We start from the raw sequence: 16,857 nt of genomic DNA on the forward strand, positions 1-16,857 counted from the left end.
GAGGCACCTTTATTTTAAAAAACAAATCTTTTGGTGACGGACTAAGGCTCTAAAACAGGCAGAGCATAAAGCTGCAGAAAATGAGAAATCTGGTGTTTAAATATCTAGCCGATATTTGATCCACAGCATAAAAAGATGTACGTAGGTGAGTCCAAAAATGGACCTTGCCTCAGCAATTGAGCTAGAGCTTAACATAAAACCATCAAATTCACTGATGAAGTCAGTGGGAAGTAAGGTTTTTTACTGATATAGGGGTGGTTTTTAAATAAAAACTATGATTTTGCAGGGTCAAATATATGAATATTTTTTAGGAATTACAGTAATTTATAGATTGGATTAAAATTTATTGAAGTTTGCATTAATTTAAAATGTTAAAAAAAGTAACAAAACTTAAAAATTCATATTTTTTCGATTTTTACTTGCTACTCAAAGCTTATATTTTAAACCAATTTTTGTTGAATGAATTGGATGAAATTTATTTTAAATGTTATTTCTTCATATTATTGATAAGTGTTTTTTATGAAAGGTAAGTAATCATTTATCAAATAGATGCAATGATAATTTTAGGGTGGATATTTATATATGGTTTTTTTCTTGAGAATGGCGATATATTAACTACTAAATTATCCCTGATATTAGGGAGTGAAATACATAATAGAAAAAACTCTTGTGACATATTCGGGGTATGAGATTATAAGGGTTGGATTTCCTTATTTTCATTCTTTCTTTTAGGTGAATAACTCAAGTTGAACTCAAGAGAATACAGGACGAAAAATAGTAGAAATATTGAACGTAAAAATCCCATCTAAGAGGGGGTGAAGTCTCAGGGTTCAAGGTTCACAAAGGCAAAGACCAAAGAGATCCTGAGCGGATGACAGTAACGCTCTCTTCGGGTGGATATGGGTACTCAGCTTTCAGGATGATTAATTCGTACAAAAAATTTAATTTCTGGTTCTGCAGCAGGCTATTCAGACAATCTTGGGCTAGCTTTCATCATGCGTATAGAACTGTTGAAAAATAATACAATTTTTCTGATGCAAAAAATTATCAATACAGTTTTACTCGATATGAAACAAAATATGATAAGCTGCGCGGCCGGTTCAATTTTTTTGACTGGAAATAAACAGATTTTTATCAAAACTCTGATCGTTTCGCTGTCAGATTTATCAAATCCTCTCTAGCTGATTGGCTCATTTCACAGTAGAATATGCGCTCTCTTCAAGTCACATTGTGGTGAGGTCCAAAAGATCTGCCCGTGGAGCCAAAATCAGCATGTTTATCGTGGCCGGTGCACCTGCACATTCTTCTTTTAAGAAAACTCAACTATTATCACGTTTATCGTCAATTAGTTCTGTTCAATCTTTCGATAGCCAATGGATCTATCTGTTTGACCAAGCGCTCAACGAGCAGCAGCAACAATCAGCTTTAGAGCTGTTAAATGATGGCACTTCTTTTGAATTACGTCAGCCTGCCAGTGACGAAGTCCAAATTTTAGTGACTCCACGTGTCGGTACCATTTCGCCGTGGTCATCTAAAGCGACGGATATTTTTGCCAACTGTAATATTCCGGTGCACCGTATGGAGCGCGGATTGCTGTTTACCCTAAAAGGTGTAAAAGCGCTTTCTAAAGAAGCATTACAGATCTTGCATGACCGCATGACCGAAAGCGTGTTTACTGATATTGCAGATGCAGCCGCACTGTTCGTGGAAACCGCACCAAAACCGTTAAACTCGATTGATATTCTGGGTCAGGGCAAAGAAGCACTGGTTAAAGCCAATAATGAATTTGGTTTTGCACTGTCTGAAGATGAAATTGATTATCTGACCGAGGCTTTCACCAAACTGGGCCGTAACCCGAACGACATCGAATTGATGATGTTTGCGCAAGCCAACTCTGAACACTGCCGTCATAAAATCTTCGGTTCAGAATGGACCATTGATGGCGAAGTTCAGCCGTTGTCTTTGTTCCAGATGATTAAAAACACCTATAAAGAATCACCAACAGATGTATTGTCAGCTTATAAAGACAACGCCTCGGTGATTGTGGGTTTTGATACCCAGCGTTTCTATCCAACGCAAGAAGAAAACGGTCAATACGTTTATAAATACAAGAGCCAAGCGGCTCACATCCTGATGAAGGTGGAAACCCATAACCACCCAACCGCAATTGCTCCATTTGCTGGTGCGGCAACCGGTTCAGGCGGTGAAATCCGTGATGAAGGCGCAACCGGTCGTGGTGGTAAGCCTAAAGCAGGTTTAACCGGTTTCACCACATCGAACCTGAACATTCCAGGCTTTGAACAGCCATGGGAAGACAACTACGGCAAGCCATCGCGTATGGCCTCTCCGCTGCAAATCATGATTGAAGGCCCACTCGGTGGTGCGGCGTTTAACAACGAATTTGGTCGTCCTGCTTTAAATGGTTACTTCCGTACCTTTGAACAAAACGTGAATGGCGAAGTCAAAGGCTTCCATAAGCCAATCATGATTGCCGGTGGTTACGGGAACATCCGTCCGGATCATGTCGAAAAAGATGCAATTCAACCGGGCGATCTACTTATCGTGCTTGGTGGTCCAGCCATGCTGATCGGTTTAGGTGGTGGTGCAGCGTCTTCTGTAGACAGTGGTACCATGGGTGAGAGCCTGGACTTCGCTTCTGTACAACGTGAAAACCCGGAAATGGAACGCCGTTGCCAGGAAGTGATTGATACCTGCTGGCGCATGGAAGATGAAAACCCAATCGTATCGGTGCATGACGTTGGTGCGGGCGGTATTTCAAACGCAATGCCAGAACTGGTCAACGATCATGAGCTCGGTGCGGTACTGGATTTACGTAAGATTCCATCGCTTGAGCCAGGCATGTCGCCAATGGAAATCTGGTCGAACGAAGCACAAGAACGTTATGTGCTGGCAATCCGTCCAGAATCTCTAGCGCTGTTTGAATCGATCTGTGCGCGTGAACGTTGTCCGTTTGCAGTATTGGGTGAAGCGACTGAAGCGCGTCATTTAACCGTTGAAGATCCACTCTTTGGCAACAAGCCAGTGGATATGCCAATGCAGGTGATGCTGGGCGGTACACCACGTATGAGCCGTTCATACGAAAGCATCGAACGTAAAGGCGATGATTTTGATGCGGCTAAAGTGACAGATCTGAAAGATGCAATTTACCGTGTCCTGAAAAACCCGACCGTTGCTTCTAAATCATTCCTGATCACCATTGGTGACCGTTCGATTACCGGTATGGTGGCACGTGACCAGATGGTTGGCCCATGGCAAGTGCCTGTAGCGGATGCTGCAGTGACAACCACAAGCCTGGTAGGTTATACCGGTGAAGCGATGGCCATGGGTGAACGTCCACCAGTGGCGTTGTTAAACCCAGCCGCGTCTGCACGTTTAGCGGTGGCTGAAGCAATCAGCAACCTGATGTCTGCAAAAATTGACCAGATTGGCGACATTAAACTGTCTGCAAACTGGATGGCTGCTGCAGGTCAAAAAGGTGAAGACCAGGCACTGTTCGAAGGCGTAAAAGCCATTGGTATGGAAATGTGTCCGGCCCTGGGCATTGCCATTCCAGTCGGTAAAGACTCACTGTCTATGCGTACCACCTGGAATGATGAAGGTGAAGACAAATCTGTCACTTCGCCAATGTCAGGCGTGATCACTGCATTTGCACCTGTGACCGATGTGCGTAAGACATTAACACCAGAACTGAAAAATCTTGAATCTGTACTGGTACGTATCGACCTGTCTAAAGGCCAATTCCGTCTGGGTGGTTCGATTCTGGCACAAGTGTACAAAGCCATTGGTTCAGTGACACCAGATGTTGACAGCTTCGATGACTTCAAAGCCTTCTTCGCATTGGTACAAGACTGGAATAACCGTGGCTTAATCAAGGCTTACCACGACATCGGTGATGGTGGTTTAGTGGCCACTGTTGCAGAGATGATGTTTGCGTCACGCTTGGGTGTGGCACTGGAAGAGCAATCAGTTGCAGGTCTATTTGCTGAAGAAATTGGTGCGGTGCTACAAATCGCCAAAGCAGATTGGGAAGCATTACAAGCTGAAGTTGCAGCGTCGACATTGAAAGATGCAATTACGGTTGTCGGTACAGTCAACAACTCTGACCAGTTGGCCGTAAACGGTTTAGTGCTGGAACGTACTGACCTGCAACAGGCATGGGCAGAAGTGTCTTATCAGATCCAGCGTTTACGTGACAACGTTGAAAATGCCGATCAGGAATTTGCCTTAATTGCAGATAAAGCCCATCAGGGGATTATCGCACAGCCAACTTATGACCTGAACGAGCCGGTTGAAGCACCGTACATCAACACCCGTCGTCCAAACATGGCGATTCTGCGTGAGCAAGGTGTTAATGGTCATGTTGAAATGGCGGCTGCGTTTGATAAAGTCGGTTTCAACACCGTTGACGTACACATGAGTGACCTGCTGGCCGGTCGTATCAGCCTGGATGACTTTGAAGGTCTGGTCACCTGTGGCGGCTTCTCTTACGGTGACGTTTTAGGTGCCGGCGGTGGCTGGGCGAAATCGGTGCTGTTCAATGCCAAACTGCGTGACCAGTTCGAGAAATTCTTTAACCGTCAAGAAACTTTCAGTGTGGGTATCTGTAACGGCTGTCAAATGCTGTCACAACTAGCACCACTGATTCCGGGTGCAGAGCATTGGCCACGTTTCCATCGCAATACCTCTGAAGTGTTTGAAGCGCGTACTGTGAACGTGCGTGTAGAAAAATCAAACTCGATTTTGTTTGATGGTATGGAAGGTTCAATTCTGCCAATCGCGGTTGCGCATGGTGAAGGCCGTGCTGTGGCTAGCGCTGAAGACTTTGCCGCATTAAATGCGGGTAACCAGATCAGCCTGCGTTATGTCGACAGTCAGGGCAATGTGACCCAGCACTATCCACTGAACCCGAACGGTTCTCCAGAAGGGATTACCGGTGTGACCTCTAAAGATGGTCGTGCCACGATTATGATGCCGCACCCGGAGCGTAACTTCCGTGCCGTACAACATTCCTGGAAACCTGAAGAATGGACTGAAGATGGTGCATGGTTACGTATGTTCCGTAACGCACGTAAATTCATTGGTTAATTGACCTTATTTTGAAAAGCCACCTTCGGGTGGCTTTTTTATCGGCGTTTCATCCCAAAATGGGGATAGCTGATTTTGCCCGGCACCGTACAATAAACAGCATAATTATAAAAGTGGATAACAAAAATGCAGATGCGAACGGTCATTCCTATTTTTACCAGCTTGATTATGCTGAACGGTTGTGGTGGTGAGAGTGCCAAGATTCAAGAGTCTGTCAGATATGCTCAGCTACTACATTACAGTTTAACCCAGTCCCAGTCTGGTACGCAGCCACAAGGCGAAAAGTGGTCAGTTTCAGGTCAGGTATTTGATGCCAGCGGACAGCCTATCGCCCAAGCCAAAATCTATGTGCAGCTGGGCGAACACAACTATTACACCCATTCTCAGGCCGATGGCCGCTATACCTTATATCTGCCTCGTGAATATGATTATCCAGATCATATTGCCGGCACCGTCTGGATGGAGGGTTATCAACCGGAAATCCTGTTGCTGTCCTATCAGAACCAGCATTTATATATTGATCAGCATAGCCATCTGGTCCAGCTCAAACCTTTAACCGAAGCGCATGTGGTGTTTCAGCAGGGGCTACATTTAATTCATCTGGGTGATGATTCACTGGTGAAAAACCCGGAAACCCGAATTCAGACCGCGCCACAAGGACTGGTCTGGAGTGATGGTTTTCAGTATACGCAGGCACTGCAAAAACAGTATAACCAGCTCTGTATCCAGTTGTATGGCAAGGGTATTCAGAGCCAGTATGCCAATCAGGATAAAATTTCCATCTCCAGAAAAAATGACCTGCGTTTAAGTATTACCCAATTGCTGTCGGACAGTCCGAGTTCGGGCGCCTATAGTGCCAATGAGCACCGTTTTCCGTTAAGGCATTTTCAGGTGAATGATCATATTCAGGTGCAAATTAAGTCACATACCCTGGACACCGATCAGGATAATTTCGAGATGCTGAATATTGTAGGCGTCTTAAGAAAAATTTAAAGTAGATTACCTTGCTGAGATAAATAATGAGCTCAATGGAATAGCCTAAGCAAATAAAGGATCTGATCGATTTTGAAGATTCAATAATTCTAGCTATTCCATTGCCATGTTTCATCCAAACCCATAGCTAAAGCTGGGCAATTGTTTGGGATCAGTACTGTATCTATTCAAACAGATGTAGCGCTATTCAGGATTTAGGTCATTTCTTGCAAACAGCAGATGACAACAGGCCAGTCAATACGGTATGAAAGATAGATCAATACCGGGAGTGACTATGCTAAAACTGATTTTTTATGTGCCTGAATCGCATCTGGAAGCCACCAAAGCTGCTGTATTTAAAGCCGGTGGTGGGGGAATCGGCGATTATGAACACTGTGCCTGGCAGGTGCTGGGCACCGGGCAATTTAAACCCTTACGTGGCGCAGATCCGTATATTGGGGAAGTCGGCACGCTTGAAAAAGTAGAGGAATGGCGGGTGGAAATCATTGTACCGGAAGATAACGCAGCAAATGTAGCCCGTGCCTTAAAAGATAGCCATCCTTATGAAGAACCGGCATTCGAGTTTATTCAGATGATAGATGTGCAGTTTTAATTATTGAATATTGGAATATCTGACAGAGAGGGAGAGCCTTTTAATCAGCTCTCCCTTGTGCAGCAGTCCCGCTTCTCTCTTAAAGAAAAGTGGGACTTTTTTACATCTTGTTTAAACTTTCTGAATAAACAACTCCCGGTCAAACCGGTATTGCGGGAAGAACACGCCATCTTTCGCACGTTCACCGGCAGCAATTACCATCACCACATATTGCTGTTCATTCAGCTTTAAGATTTTACGCACCATTGGCTCATCAAAACCTTCCATCATACAGCTGTCAAAGCCATAAGCGCGTAAGGCCAGCACCAGATTTTCACAGGCCAAAGCGGTAGTTTTCGAGGCCCACAGTTTGGCATCGGCCGGATGAAATGCCGACACTGGCAATTGCTTGTCCAGGCTACGTGCCACTTTAAAGGCCACTTTTTTGAAATGACCGAAGGCATTGAAATAGCCAGTTTTATAATTATAGGGAATAAATTTATAGTATTTTTTTACCGGAGCCGGCGCTTCAGGAAACGGGAACTCGGAAATATTGAGTTTGGCCATTTCATCAATGCGGTCGGTGCGTGCTACACAAACAATCAGCTCGGCCGCAGTTTTGGCTGCCAGTTGACTCAGACAGGCTTTGACCAGCTGCTTTTTCTTGGCCGGATTCTGGACCACATAAAAGGTCCACGGCTGTAAATTGGAGGAGTTCGGTGCCAGTAAGGCTAAATCCAGGCAGGCATCTAAAATATCCGCTGGAATGGGCTTGTCGGTAAATTTACGTACCGAACGGCGGCTGGTGATGACTTTACGAAAGTTTTCGACATCAATATCTTGTGGTGCCGGTTCGTAATAGCGTTTTTTCTCGGTTGAAGATGATGCAGAGTTTAAAGATGAGGGATCTGACGAATTTGACATGGGAACCATCACAAAAGAGATAAAAAAAAGAGAAAACAGCTAAACCATAAAAACGTAGGTACAGTGACTGCACCTACGTTGATGAGCATAATACTTAATTAAACTGGGTAAAGTCAGGTTTACGTTTTTGCATAAAAGCCTGTACAGCTTCCATCATTTCTGGCGAGCCGACCCGTTTCATAAAGATTTCCGCTTCATGATCAATACAGTCAATAATTTCATCCAAATTGTGTTTCATTAGCGCTTTGGTCTGTTTGAGAGAGGCCAGTGGCAAGGCTGCCAAAATGTGCGCCTGTTGCTGGGCAGTGGCATATACCTCCACTTCAATGCTATTGACCAGACCGGCACTGAGCGCTTTGTCACTGTTAAACTTCTGTGCAGTCAGCAGCAATTCTGCGGCTTTATGGAAACCGGCTTGCTGTACCAGCAGTTTGCTGGACGCACCTTCTGGGGACAGGCCGAGGCTCACAAATGGAATCTGGAACAGGGCAGTGTTGTCGCTATAGACTAAATCTGCATGTAATAACAGCGTGACCCCGATGCCAATGGCTACACCACGCACCGCAGCAATTAGCGGTTTGGAAAAACGTGCAGCAGCTTTTAGCAATACAAAGGGTGGCGTATCGCCGGCTTTGCCTTGCAATGGTGTTTGAATAAACTTCATGAAGTCCTGCATGTCGTTACCGGCACTGAAATCAGCATCGGCTCCGCGTAAAATTACTACGCGGACGTCTTTATTCTGATCGGCTTCGTCCAGTGCCTGCGCAATCCAGAGATACAGTTCACCATACAGGGCATTTTTGGCTTCCGGGCGCTGAATGGCTAAGGTCAGTACGCCATTGTCTAAATTCGCATTCAAATGTGGATGGGGTTGTTGAATACAGCTCAGTGTCATCGTACTATCCTTGCTTTCAATTAATTTGAATTTATGGGCTTATTATGGCGAAAATTATTGTTGACGCCACAACTGGTGAGTTCATAAAAGTTGATGTGCTATGAATTATAAATTTGATTATCTTGTGTTTATTGGCCGCTTCCAGCCTTTTCATCTGGCACATATGCAGACCATTTTAATCGCGCTGGAGCAAAGTGAAAACGTGATTTTGGCACTGGGCTCTGCACAAGATGAACGCAATATCAAAAATCCGTTTACTGCCGCTGAACGCCAGCAGATGATTCTGTCCAACTTTAGCTCAGAGCAGCAGCAGCGGATCAAATTTGTGCATGTGGTCGATGTATATAACGATGAAAAATGGCAGAAACTGGTGAAAATGCTGGTGGCCACGGTGGCCGGACCAGAAGCCAAAGTCGGTTTAATTGGCCATTTTAAAGATGAGTCTTCCTATTATCTGCAATTTTTCCCGGAGTGGGAGATGGTCGAACTCGACAGTCTGGAAGGTGCCATGTCTGCTACACCGGTACGTGAAGCCTATTTTCGTGGAGAAATCTGGACTGATGCTTTCCCGCCGGGCACAATCAAATTTTTACAGAATTTTCAGCACACGCCGGTTTATCAACAATTACAAGACAAATATCATGCACAAGACCGTAGTAATCTCACCTAAGCTCGCCAGCTCCATCTTGTTAACAAGATAAAGCCAGTTGCGCCGCAAGGAGATAAGCGATGAACTTGAACCCGTCACATGTAGCAAGGTCAAAGACCAAATGCTTACTGGGTGCGGCTATTATGCTGCTGGGTATCAGCCCGGCCTATGCCGAGCGCTGGATCCTGACCTCAAAAAGTGAAGTCGGTTTTGAGATTAAATCAATGGGCGTGCAACTGGTTGCAGGGCAGTTTAAGCAGGTGCAGTCGGTCATGCATTTTGATCCAAAAGCACCGCAGCAGGCCTCGACCCAATTTGTGCTAAATGTGGACAGTCTGCAGCTGAGTAAACCCTCTTTAAGACATATGATTCTGGGCGAGGACTTATTCCATGCCCAAAAATATAAAACCGTCAGTTTTAAAAGCACGCGTTTTACTGCTTTAGGCCCTGATCAATATCGTATTGCCGGTAATTTAACCCTACGCGGCGTGACGCGTCCGGTTGTTTTTCATACCAGTTTAAAACCGAATACAGGAAACCCGAAATTGCTGGATGTGCAATCATCAACCCAAATTCAGCGCAGTGATTTTGGTATGAAAAAGGCGATGGGTGGTGTTGGAGAAAAGGTCAATATTCAGCTTAAAGGTCAGTGGCGTGTTCAATAATGAGATAACAATAGACGTGATGAGTGAATTAAAAGCCCGAGCTTACCTCAGGCTTTTTTCCGATCCAGCAATTGTTTAACTGTTGGCTTGTAAGGCTTTTAAATCTTCCAGTACCTGCTCGGCATGTCCTGCAGCCTTGACTTTACGGTATTCCTTGACCAGCTGGCCGTTATGGAAAATAAAGGTAGAGCGCTCAATTCCCATGACTTTTTTGCCATACATATTTTTTTCTTTAATCACATCAAAATGCTGGCACAGCACTTCTTCCTTATCACTGATCAGATCAATCGTCAGGTTCTGTTTGGCAGTAAAGTTCTGATGTGCTTTCACCGAATCACGCGACACGCCAAGAATGGTCGCACCCAATGCCTCAAACTGATCTTTCAGGCCAGAAAAATCTACCGCCTGCGTGGTACAGCCTGGAGTGGAATCCTTTGGATAAAAATACACAATTAACCATTCCGCCTGTAGTTCAGCCAGATTGATTTCCGCCGTGGTGGTCGGAAAAGTCTGATTCGGTAAGTTCAAGTCGCTCATGATATCGTCCTTTTACATTATGTTAGTTTTTAAATTGCCTCTATCATACCGAATTTCCTGCGTTTTCTCACAAATTACCGGTAGAGAAAAATGAACGCAGCAAACTGGGTAAAAAAAAGCCTGCAATGGATGCAGGCCTTTGGAGGAAATATATGATTATTTCTTTTGCTGCGCTTGCGCGGCTTTCATGGCTTCTTCAGTTAAGGTTTTTAATTTACCGGTTAACTGAGGACCAAAACATGCCTGTAAGTCTTTGTTTTGTTTTTGGACAAAAGCAAGGGTACTTGGGCTTTTCTTCTGGTTAATGGTACTTTGGATTTCCCATTTTTGTGCATTGGTCAGCTTGCCATCGGCTTCAACCGCACAGGTACAGTATTTGCTGACTTCAGCAGCGCTTAACTTTTTACCTTTTGCAGTTTCTTCTTTACAAACATTAATCAGCGCCGATTTTACATTGGTGCTTTTATATGCCTGTTGCAATTTGTCTGTGTTGGCCTGAGCAGATGTTGCAAATACGGCTACAGTAGACACAATCGCAGAAAGGATAATGTTTGATTTTAAATTCTTCATAGATTCTACCTTGTCATTACGGTATATAACGTGTTGGATCAGCCACACCTGCGTCTAGGAAACCCTGTTTACGTAAACGACAGCTATCGCATTTTCCACAAGCACGTCCTTGGTCATCTGCCTGGTAGCAAGACACCGTTTGACTATAGTCTACGCCATGATCAAGACCTAAGCGAATGATATTTGCTTTGGATAAATGTAACAAAGGTGTTTCAAATTTGAGTGATTTTCCTTCTACGCCCACTTTGGTCGCCAAACGCGCCATATTGGCAAAAGCCTCAATAAACTCAGGACGACAGTCCGGATAGCCGGAATAATCCACCGCGTTAATACCAATAACAATGGCTTCTGCATCAAATACTTCCGCTGCTGCCAGCGCATAAGACAGGAAGATGGTGTTACGTGCTGGCACATAAGTCACCGGAATACCATCCTGTTCCTGCTCGGGTACCTCAATATTATGATCGGTCAGGGCAGAGCCACCTAAGTTACCTAAATCTATATTAATAACACGATGTTCTACACCCGCACGCTGGGTTAAGGCTTTGGCAGCGTCCAGTTCGGTCGTGGAACGCTGGCCATAACGAAAACTGAGGGCGATACATTCATAACGCGCTTGCGCCCACGCTAAACAGGTTGTTGAGTCTAAACCACCAGATAACAATACAATGGCACGAGGGCGCATCAGAATCTCCAAAATAATAAAAAGCAATTTGAGCCGTGTATAAAGCTTTGCGTTTCGCAGCTTAATTTTGCAAACAGAGCAATTATATAGCAGCCTGATTAACGACCAGTTTCGTCATTCCACAGCAGTTTGTGTAACTGTAGCTGAAAACGAACAGGGAGATGGTCTTCTAAAATCCATTGGGCCAAATCACGGGCCAGTTGTGGCATGCGTGCGACACCATTTTCAACTTCAAAGGCAGGGGAAAACCAGACGGTACTGACTTTTTTATGCAGGTGATATAACTCTACTTGCTGCTTCGACCATTCATAATCTTCACGGTTACAAATCACAAACTTGATTTGATCGTACGCAGTCAAATAGTCCAGATTTGAAAGCAAATTCCGTGCAACTTCCCCCGAAGTTGGGGTTTTTAAATCTAAAACTTTGGAAACACGCGGGTCTACCTTAGACACATCTAAAGCACCGCTGGTTTCCAGAGACACTTCACAGCCTAAATCTGCTAATCGCTGCATTAAAGGCAGGGCATTCGGCTGTGCCAGCGGTTCACCGCCCGTCACGCAGACATACGGTGTGTTAAAGTCCAGCGTGGTCTGAATAATTGCTTCAAGCGACTGACGCTCGCCACCTTCAAAAGAATAGGTAGTATCGCAATAAGTACAGCGCAGCGGACAACCGGTTAAACGGATAAATACAGTTGGCAGCCCTGAGGTATTGGCTTCGCCTTGTAATGAATAGAAGATCTCCGTAATGCGTAAACCCGCAGACGGATCAGAAACAGGAATAGCGGAAGATCGAAGCGTACTCATAACAAATTAACCACCGGGTAGAAAAACAAAAATCTCTACGATCATTGCTAACCGTAGAGATGAGGAGCGATAGCTCCGCTTAAACTAAAGAAAAATTAGTCTTCGCGTAATAAATCGTTCAAGCTGGTTTTCGCACGTGTTTGCGCGTCAACTTTTTTCACGATAATGGCAGCATATAAGCTGTATGTGCCGCATTTAGATGGCAGGCTGCCAGAAACAACTACAGAACCGGCAGGAACACGGCCGTAGTGGATTTCGCCAGTTTCACGGTCATAAATCTTGGTAGATTGACCAATGTAAACGCCCATTGAAATCACAGAACCTTCTTCAACAATCACGCCTTCCACGATTTCAGAACGTGCGCCGATGAAGCAGTTATCTTCAATAATGGTCGGATTGGCTTGGAGTGGCTCAAGTACACCACCAATACCGACACCACCAGACAAGTGTACATTTTTACCAATTTGTGCACATGAACCGACAGTGGCCCAAGTGTCGACCATAGTGCCTTCATCTACATATGCACCAATGTTGACATACGATGGCATCAGCACCACATTTTTCGCCTGGAACGAACCTTTACGTGCAACTGCAGGGGGTACTACACGTACGCCAGCCGCTTTAAACTGTTCTTCAGTCCAGCCTTTGAATTTGGTATCGACTTTGTCATAGAAACGAAGATCACATGACTCAATTGGTTTGTTGTCGTTTAGTTTAAAAGATAACAAAACGGCTTTTTTCAACCATTGGTGTACAACCCATTCACCGTCAATTTTTTCCGCTACACGCAGTGTACCGTTATCTAAGCCAGCAATAGCTTCCTCTACTGCCTGACGGATTTCAGCCGGGCAGTCTGCCGCGGTGAAATTAGCACGATCTTCAAACGCTTGTTCAATAATCGTTGAAAGCTGAGACATGATCTTCCTTCCAAAAAAATTTTCAAGATTTTACACTAAATTGAACATGGGTTAGATGAAAATTGGCACTAAGATCGAAATTAATAATAAAGAAAAATGTTTTCGCTCAATAGAAGAAACATCTGCTTAAACTTTCGCCTCAAAAAAGAGTTATCTTTCAAAAAGAAACATAGATTTGTATCAAAAAATAACAAAAAATGAGCAAAATGTGCATAAAAACTGTGCGGGAACTTCTTTATATTGTGCTTATCAACAATAGTACTAAACATGAAAAATAAGTTTTTATTTTGAGGAGCACATTACATGAAATCTTTACATAAAATTTTAGCCATTTCCGTACTTGCTACAGCAGCAGGTTCAGCAATGGCGGCAGATCAGACAGTCGTGACAGATGAAGGTGTTTCAACTTTCTCTTTCTTTAAACCCGCTGCAGTTCGTGCTGAAGTTGGTACAACAGGTTATGGTGGTGCGATTTCTTGGAGTGCAAACCCATACGTAGGTGTAACTTTAGGTTATAACGGCGGCGATATTTCCTGGTCAGATGACTTATCTATCAATGGCTCCAAATATGATCTAGATATGGATAATAACCTGACATATTTAAATGCTGAAATTCGTCCATGGGCGAACTGGTTCTATATGGCAGCTGGTGTAGCTTATATTGATAATGACTATGAAGTTGATCGCCGTATCCGTGATGGTGAAACTTTTAGAGTCAATGATGTAGAATTCCGTGCAGAAGGCGATGCTCGTATTAACGGTAAAATGTCTTACAAAAATAATATTGCCCCTTATGTAGGGATTGGTTTCTCTCCAGCAATTACTAACCGTTGGGGTGTATTTGGTGAGATCGGTGCCTACTATAATGGTAACCCAACAGTTGAATTAACTCCTTCAGGTACTGCTGTAAGTACGGATGGCGTTATTGCAGATTTTGGTGATCAAGTTGAGCGTGAAGAGCGAAATATTCGTAATGACAATGAATACGAATGGCTACCAGTAGCGAAACTGGGTGTCAGCTTCCGTTTCTAAGTTTTAGTTGCATAAAAAAAACGGGCTTCGGCTCGTTTTTTTTGTGCTCTTAGAAATGATGGCCAAATCTTAGTCCATATACCCAGGCATGATTGCCCCGATTGACCGAGGCTAGACTGGAAATTTGAGGGCCGGCAAAATCACTGGGTTGAATATGTGGTTGTTTAAACTTTAAATAATAGGCCCCTGCAGCCATAAAACTGTTGGGTCGAAAATAAAAGAGCTGGCCTAAGCCGAGGCTATAGTGCCCATCTGCCGGATTTAGGGTCGAGGCCGGATTGCCAATCCCGGAGTCCCAGCCCAGTTCTAACTGACTGATCCAGCGTGCATTCCAGCGATGTAACCCGCCCAGTTTGGCCGACCATTGATCTTTCTGATAATGAATTAATTTAAAGTCTTTAATTTCAGGAACGAATGTTGCGTAAGCATCAATCACGGCGCCAAATTGAGTCGGTTGTATATAAAAATCTTTCCAGTTAACCCAGCGTATACCCGCATAGAGCAGGTTATTGGCACTGATGCCGGTGTGCAAATCCAGATTCAGCGATTCGGGTGTGCGAACCGCGGTACTCTGGTCCGCCACAATCTGCAATTGGCCTTGTGGGGACTGTTCCTGTACCGCTAGCTGATGATGAATGGCCGAACGATAAGTTAGCGCCGCACTCATGGCATATTCAGGAATCTGGTAGCGTACCCCGGCCAGCCAGCCCCAAGCATCATCTTTAGGAAAATGGGCCTGATAGCCATGAAAAATATAATAATTTTGTCCCCAAAGCTCTAGATTCCCCTGAAAAGACTGATGACTGAGTCCTGCATAAAAAGTCCAGTGCGTATCTGGATGATACCCGACAAGCGCGCTAATATTTTCTGTTTTAAAGCGAATGTCGGCAGCTTCGACGTCTAATGGTTGACCATAAAAATCCGGGTTGTAGTTATAGTTAACCTTGACCCCAAAGGGCTGATCATAAAGCAGGGCAAAGGAAAACTCTGGATTCAGCTGCAGTTTAAAACCACCGAGCACAAAATGCTGCTCGGGTGCCAGGTTGCCGGTGGAATAGTCATAAATTCCTAACTCGGCCAGTGCAGCCTGATTTTCGACTTGTCCTGCGACATCGGCCTCTAAATGCACCAGGGAGATTTCGGCATAATGATCGGGCTGGAAAAAAATATGCATGGATTGTCCGGACTGCTCCAGCGCTGCTGCAGAGACAGCTTGCACTGGTAAAAGCAGGCTCATCGACACCCAGAAAAAATAGACCTTCATTGGCCGTCCTTTAATTTTTGGCTAAATTATAAATTTATAAAGTATTGATATTAAAAAATTATCTAGCTATTAAAACTGAATTTGCTGAAAAAATAAACAGGTTTAAGTGATCTTTATCCCATTTTTTAGGGATGCTGTAATGTAGTGCAAAATGAGCGTTAGCATAAAATTTAATAAGTGCGGATTGGGTTCATCTGCTTAGTAGATCAACTGGAGTGATATAAAAAAGAGGATGCTGATGCCATCCTCTTCATTTCCATTTTTTGTGGGTGTTTAATCTTCTGGATACGCGACTTTTTTCAGGGCTTTAATATCAGCTTCAGGTGAGCACAGGGAAATAAACTCATAGCCATAACCACGTAGTAAATGTCCTTTACGCACCGCCAGCCAGGTGGTATTCAGGCCAAAAATATCGGTTTCAATCTGCTTTAAACGATAATCCCGTTCCTGGTCATAAGCCACATTGTTGACCACACCCACGCCCATGCCTAATTCGACATAGGTTTTAATGACGTCGGCGTCCAGCGCAGACATCACGATATCAACATCAATGCCGGCATCTTCAAAGGCTTTATCAATTTTAGAACGGCCAGTAAAACCGCCGTGATAGGTAATAATCGGATATTCCGCCAAATCCTGAATGCTGATCTCGGCTTTATGGGCCAGCGGATGGTTTTGCGGGGTAATAATACTGTGCTGCCAAGTATAGTAAGGCACACTGGCCAGATTGCTTTCTGTGGTTAAGGATTCTGTTGCAATACCAATATCGGCTTCGCCTTGTAGCAGCATCTCGGTAATTTCAACCGGACTGGCTTGTTGCAGAATCAGATGGACTTTGGGAAATTCTTTTTTAAACAAATTCACAATGGGCGGTAGCACATAACGCGCTTGGGTATGTGTAGTCGCAATGGTTAGGGTGCCTTCATCCACTTTATTAAAATCATCGGCCAGACGTTTAATATTATCGGCATCCACCAACATGCGCTCAACAATACCGAGTAGGGCCTGACCAGGTTCAGTCAAACCGAGCAGGCGTTTGCCTTTACGGATAAACAGCTGCACACCCAGTTCATCTTCCAGGTCTTTAATATGCTTGCTCACCCCCGACTGGGAAGTATACAGCGCCGCAGAGGCTTCGGTTAAATTGAAGTTCTGGCGTACAGTTTCTCGAATAATTCTGAGCTGTTGGAAGTTCATGTCCTTTTTTCCCTCAAAAAAGGATGGGGCCTGAAATGCCCCA

General features: G+C 44.3%; 15 protein-coding genes. 6 read left to right on the plus strand and 9 right to left on the minus strand.

Features of this window, described 5'->3' with window-relative positions; translation table 11 throughout:
- Positions 1-1,272 precede the first annotated feature (1,272 nt).
- From purL to FTT64_RS08415, 3 genes are all read left to right on the plus strand, one after another.
- Positions 1,273-5,106: a phosphoribosylformylglycinamidine synthase gene (gene purL / locus FTT64_RS08405; protein ID WP_168381678.1), complete on the plus strand. Its 3,834-nt coding sequence runs from the start codon at positions 1,273-1,275 to the stop codon at positions 5,104-5,106.
- 126 nt (positions 5,107-5,232) lie between these two features.
- Positions 5,233-6,099: a carboxypeptidase-like regulatory domain-containing protein gene (locus tag FTT64_RS08410; protein WP_180103844.1), complete on the plus strand. Its 867-nt coding sequence runs from the start codon at positions 5,233-5,235 to the stop codon at positions 6,097-6,099.
- A 274-nt stretch (positions 6,100-6,373) separates the two neighbouring features.
- Positions 6,374-6,691: a hypothetical protein gene (locus FTT64_RS08415; RefSeq protein ID WP_005176621.1), complete on the plus strand. Its 318-nt coding sequence runs from the start codon at positions 6,374-6,376 to the stop codon at positions 6,689-6,691.
- Between the two features lie 111 nt (positions 6,692-6,802).
- Here the strand turns inward: FTT64_RS08415 and FTT64_RS08420 are convergent, their stop codons facing one another.
- A complete protein-coding gene (locus FTT64_RS08420; RefSeq protein ID WP_160243417.1) occupies positions 6,803-7,594 on the minus strand; it encodes a nitroreductase family protein in 792 nt (263 codons plus the stop codon).
- Between the two features lie 94 nt (positions 7,595-7,688).
- Positions 7,689-8,489: an enoyl-CoA hydratase gene (locus FTT64_RS08425; RefSeq protein WP_104498629.1), complete on the minus strand. Its 801-nt coding sequence runs from the start codon at positions 8,487-8,489 to the stop codon at positions 7,689-7,691.
- A 100-nt stretch (positions 8,490-8,589) separates the two neighbouring features.
- Here FTT64_RS08425 and FTT64_RS08430 point away from each other — a divergent pair, with 100 nt between their 5' ends.
- Together FTT64_RS08430 and FTT64_RS08435 are read left to right on the plus strand one after the other, a co-directional pair.
- Positions 8,590-9,159 (plus strand): nicotinate-nicotinamide nucleotide adenylyltransferase, encoded by a 570-nt coding sequence (locus FTT64_RS08430; protein WP_180182275.1) that lies wholly within the window; start codon positions 8,590-8,592, stop codon positions 9,157-9,159.
- 59 nt (positions 9,160-9,218) lie between these two features.
- Positions 9,219-9,803, plus strand: a complete 585-nt coding sequence (locus FTT64_RS08435) for a YceI family protein (RefSeq protein WP_180182276.1) — start codon at positions 9,219-9,221, stop codon at positions 9,801-9,803.
- Between the two features lie 75 nt (positions 9,804-9,878).
- Here FTT64_RS08435 and FTT64_RS08440 read toward each other — a convergent pair whose 3' ends face one another.
- The 5 genes from FTT64_RS08440 to dapD form a co-directional block, all read right to left on the minus strand.
- Positions 9,879-10,340 carry a peroxiredoxin gene (locus FTT64_RS08440; protein WP_104471274.1) on the minus strand — a complete coding sequence of 154 codons (462 nt, stop codon included), beginning with the start codon at positions 10,338-10,340 and terminating at the stop codon, positions 9,879-9,881.
- Positions 10,341-10,496: 156 nt separating this feature from the next.
- The gene (locus FTT64_RS08445; RefSeq protein ID WP_005176638.1) at positions 10,497-10,910 is read right to left on the minus strand and encodes a hypothetical protein; all 414 of its coding nucleotides are present in this window, start codon (positions 10,908-10,910) and stop codon (positions 10,497-10,499) included.
- Positions 10,911-10,926: 16 nt separating this feature from the next.
- On the minus strand, positions 10,927-11,595 hold the full coding sequence (gene queC, locus FTT64_RS08450; RefSeq protein WP_160241482.1) for a 7-cyano-7-deazaguanine synthase QueC: 669 nt from the start codon (positions 11,593-11,595) through the stop codon (positions 10,927-10,929).
- A gap of 98 nt (positions 11,596-11,693) precedes the next feature.
- Positions 11,694-12,404, minus strand: a complete 711-nt coding sequence (queE, locus tag FTT64_RS08455; protein ID WP_180182277.1) for a 7-carboxy-7-deazaguanine synthase QueE — start codon at positions 12,402-12,404, stop codon at positions 11,694-11,696.
- A gap of 95 nt (positions 12,405-12,499) precedes the next feature.
- Positions 12,500-13,321, minus strand: a complete 822-nt coding sequence (dapD, locus tag FTT64_RS08460; RefSeq protein ID WP_005176646.1) for a 2,3,4,5-tetrahydropyridine-2,6-dicarboxylate N-succinyltransferase — start codon at positions 13,319-13,321, stop codon at positions 12,500-12,502.
- A 303-nt stretch (positions 13,322-13,624) separates the two neighbouring features.
- On the opposite strand from dapD, the gene carO reads away from it, so the two are divergent.
- Entirely contained in the window at positions 13,625-14,353 is a 729-nt protein-coding gene (gene carO, locus FTT64_RS08465) for an ornithine uptake porin CarO (RefSeq protein ID WP_075174740.1), read from the plus strand.
- Between the two features lie 49 nt (positions 14,354-14,402).
- On the opposite strand, the gene FTT64_RS08470 is transcribed toward carO, so the two are convergent.
- Positions 14,403-15,617: an OmpP1/FadL family transporter gene (locus FTT64_RS08470; RefSeq protein ID WP_180182278.1), complete on the minus strand. Its 1,215-nt coding sequence runs from the start codon at positions 15,615-15,617 to the stop codon at positions 14,403-14,405.
- Positions 15,618-15,890: 273 nt separating this feature from the next.
- Positions 15,891-16,814 (minus strand): CysB family HTH-type transcriptional regulator, encoded by a 924-nt coding sequence (locus tag FTT64_RS08475; RefSeq protein ID WP_104471279.1) that lies wholly within the window; start codon positions 16,812-16,814, stop codon positions 15,891-15,893.
- Between the last annotated feature and the right edge of the window lie 43 nt (positions 16,815-16,857).

This window comes from Acinetobacter sp. Q186-3, from assembly GCF_013420655.1.
Taxonomy (GTDB): domain Bacteria; phylum Pseudomonadota; class Gammaproteobacteria; order Pseudomonadales; family Moraxellaceae; genus Acinetobacter; species Acinetobacter indicus.

What these genes read in the sequence shown, in the direction of transcription:
- FTT64_RS08475 (WP_104471279.1), bottom strand. Translation starts at nt 16,814, where the DNA reads ATGAACTTCCAACAGCTCAGAATTATTCGAGAAACTGTACGCCAGAAC.
- dapD (WP_005176646.1), bottom strand. Translation starts at nt 13,321, where the DNA reads ATGTCTCAGCTTTCAACGATTATTGAACAAGCGTTTGAAGATCGTGCT.
- queE (WP_180182277.1), bottom strand. Translation starts at nt 12,404, where the DNA reads ATGAGTACGCTTCGATCTTCCGCTATTCCTGTTTCTGATCCGTCTGCG.
- queC (WP_160241482.1), bottom strand. Translation starts at nt 11,595, where the DNA reads ATGCGCCCTCGTGCCATTGTATTGTTATCTGGTGGTTTAGACTCAACA.
- FTT64_RS08415 (WP_005176621.1), top strand. Translation starts at nt 6,374, where the DNA reads ATGCTAAAACTGATTTTTTATGTGCCTGAATCGCATCTGGAAGCCACC.
- FTT64_RS08425 (WP_104498629.1), bottom strand. Translation starts at nt 8,489, where the DNA reads ATGACACTGAGCTGTATTCAACAACCCCATCCACATTTGAATGCGAAT.
- FTT64_RS08445 (WP_005176638.1), bottom strand. Translation starts at nt 10,910, where the DNA reads ATGAAGAATTTAAAATCAAACATTATCCTTTCTGCGATTGTGTCTACT.
- FTT64_RS08470 (WP_180182278.1), bottom strand. Translation starts at nt 15,617, where the DNA reads ATGAAGGTCTATTTTTTCTGGGTGTCGATGAGCCTGCTTTTACCAGTG.
- purL (WP_168381678.1), top strand. Translation starts at nt 1,273, where the DNA reads ATGTTTATCGTGGCCGGTGCACCTGCACATTCTTCTTTTAAGAAAACT.
- FTT64_RS08410 (WP_180103844.1), top strand. Translation starts at nt 5,233, where the DNA reads ATGCAGATGCGAACGGTCATTCCTATTTTTACCAGCTTGATTATGCTG.
- FTT64_RS08420 (WP_160243417.1), bottom strand. Translation starts at nt 7,594, where the DNA reads ATGTCAAATTCGTCAGATCCCTCATCTTTAAACTCTGCATCATCTTCA.
- FTT64_RS08435 (WP_180182276.1), top strand. Translation starts at nt 9,219, where the DNA reads ATGAACTTGAACCCGTCACATGTAGCAAGGTCAAAGACCAAATGCTTA.
- carO (WP_075174740.1), top strand. Translation starts at nt 13,625, where the DNA reads ATGAAATCTTTACATAAAATTTTAGCCATTTCCGTACTTGCTACAGCA.
- FTT64_RS08440 (WP_104471274.1), bottom strand. Translation starts at nt 10,340, where the DNA reads ATGAGCGACTTGAACTTACCGAATCAGACTTTTCCGACCACCACGGCG.
- FTT64_RS08430 (WP_180182275.1), top strand. Translation starts at nt 8,590, where the DNA reads ATGAATTATAAATTTGATTATCTTGTGTTTATTGGCCGCTTCCAGCCT.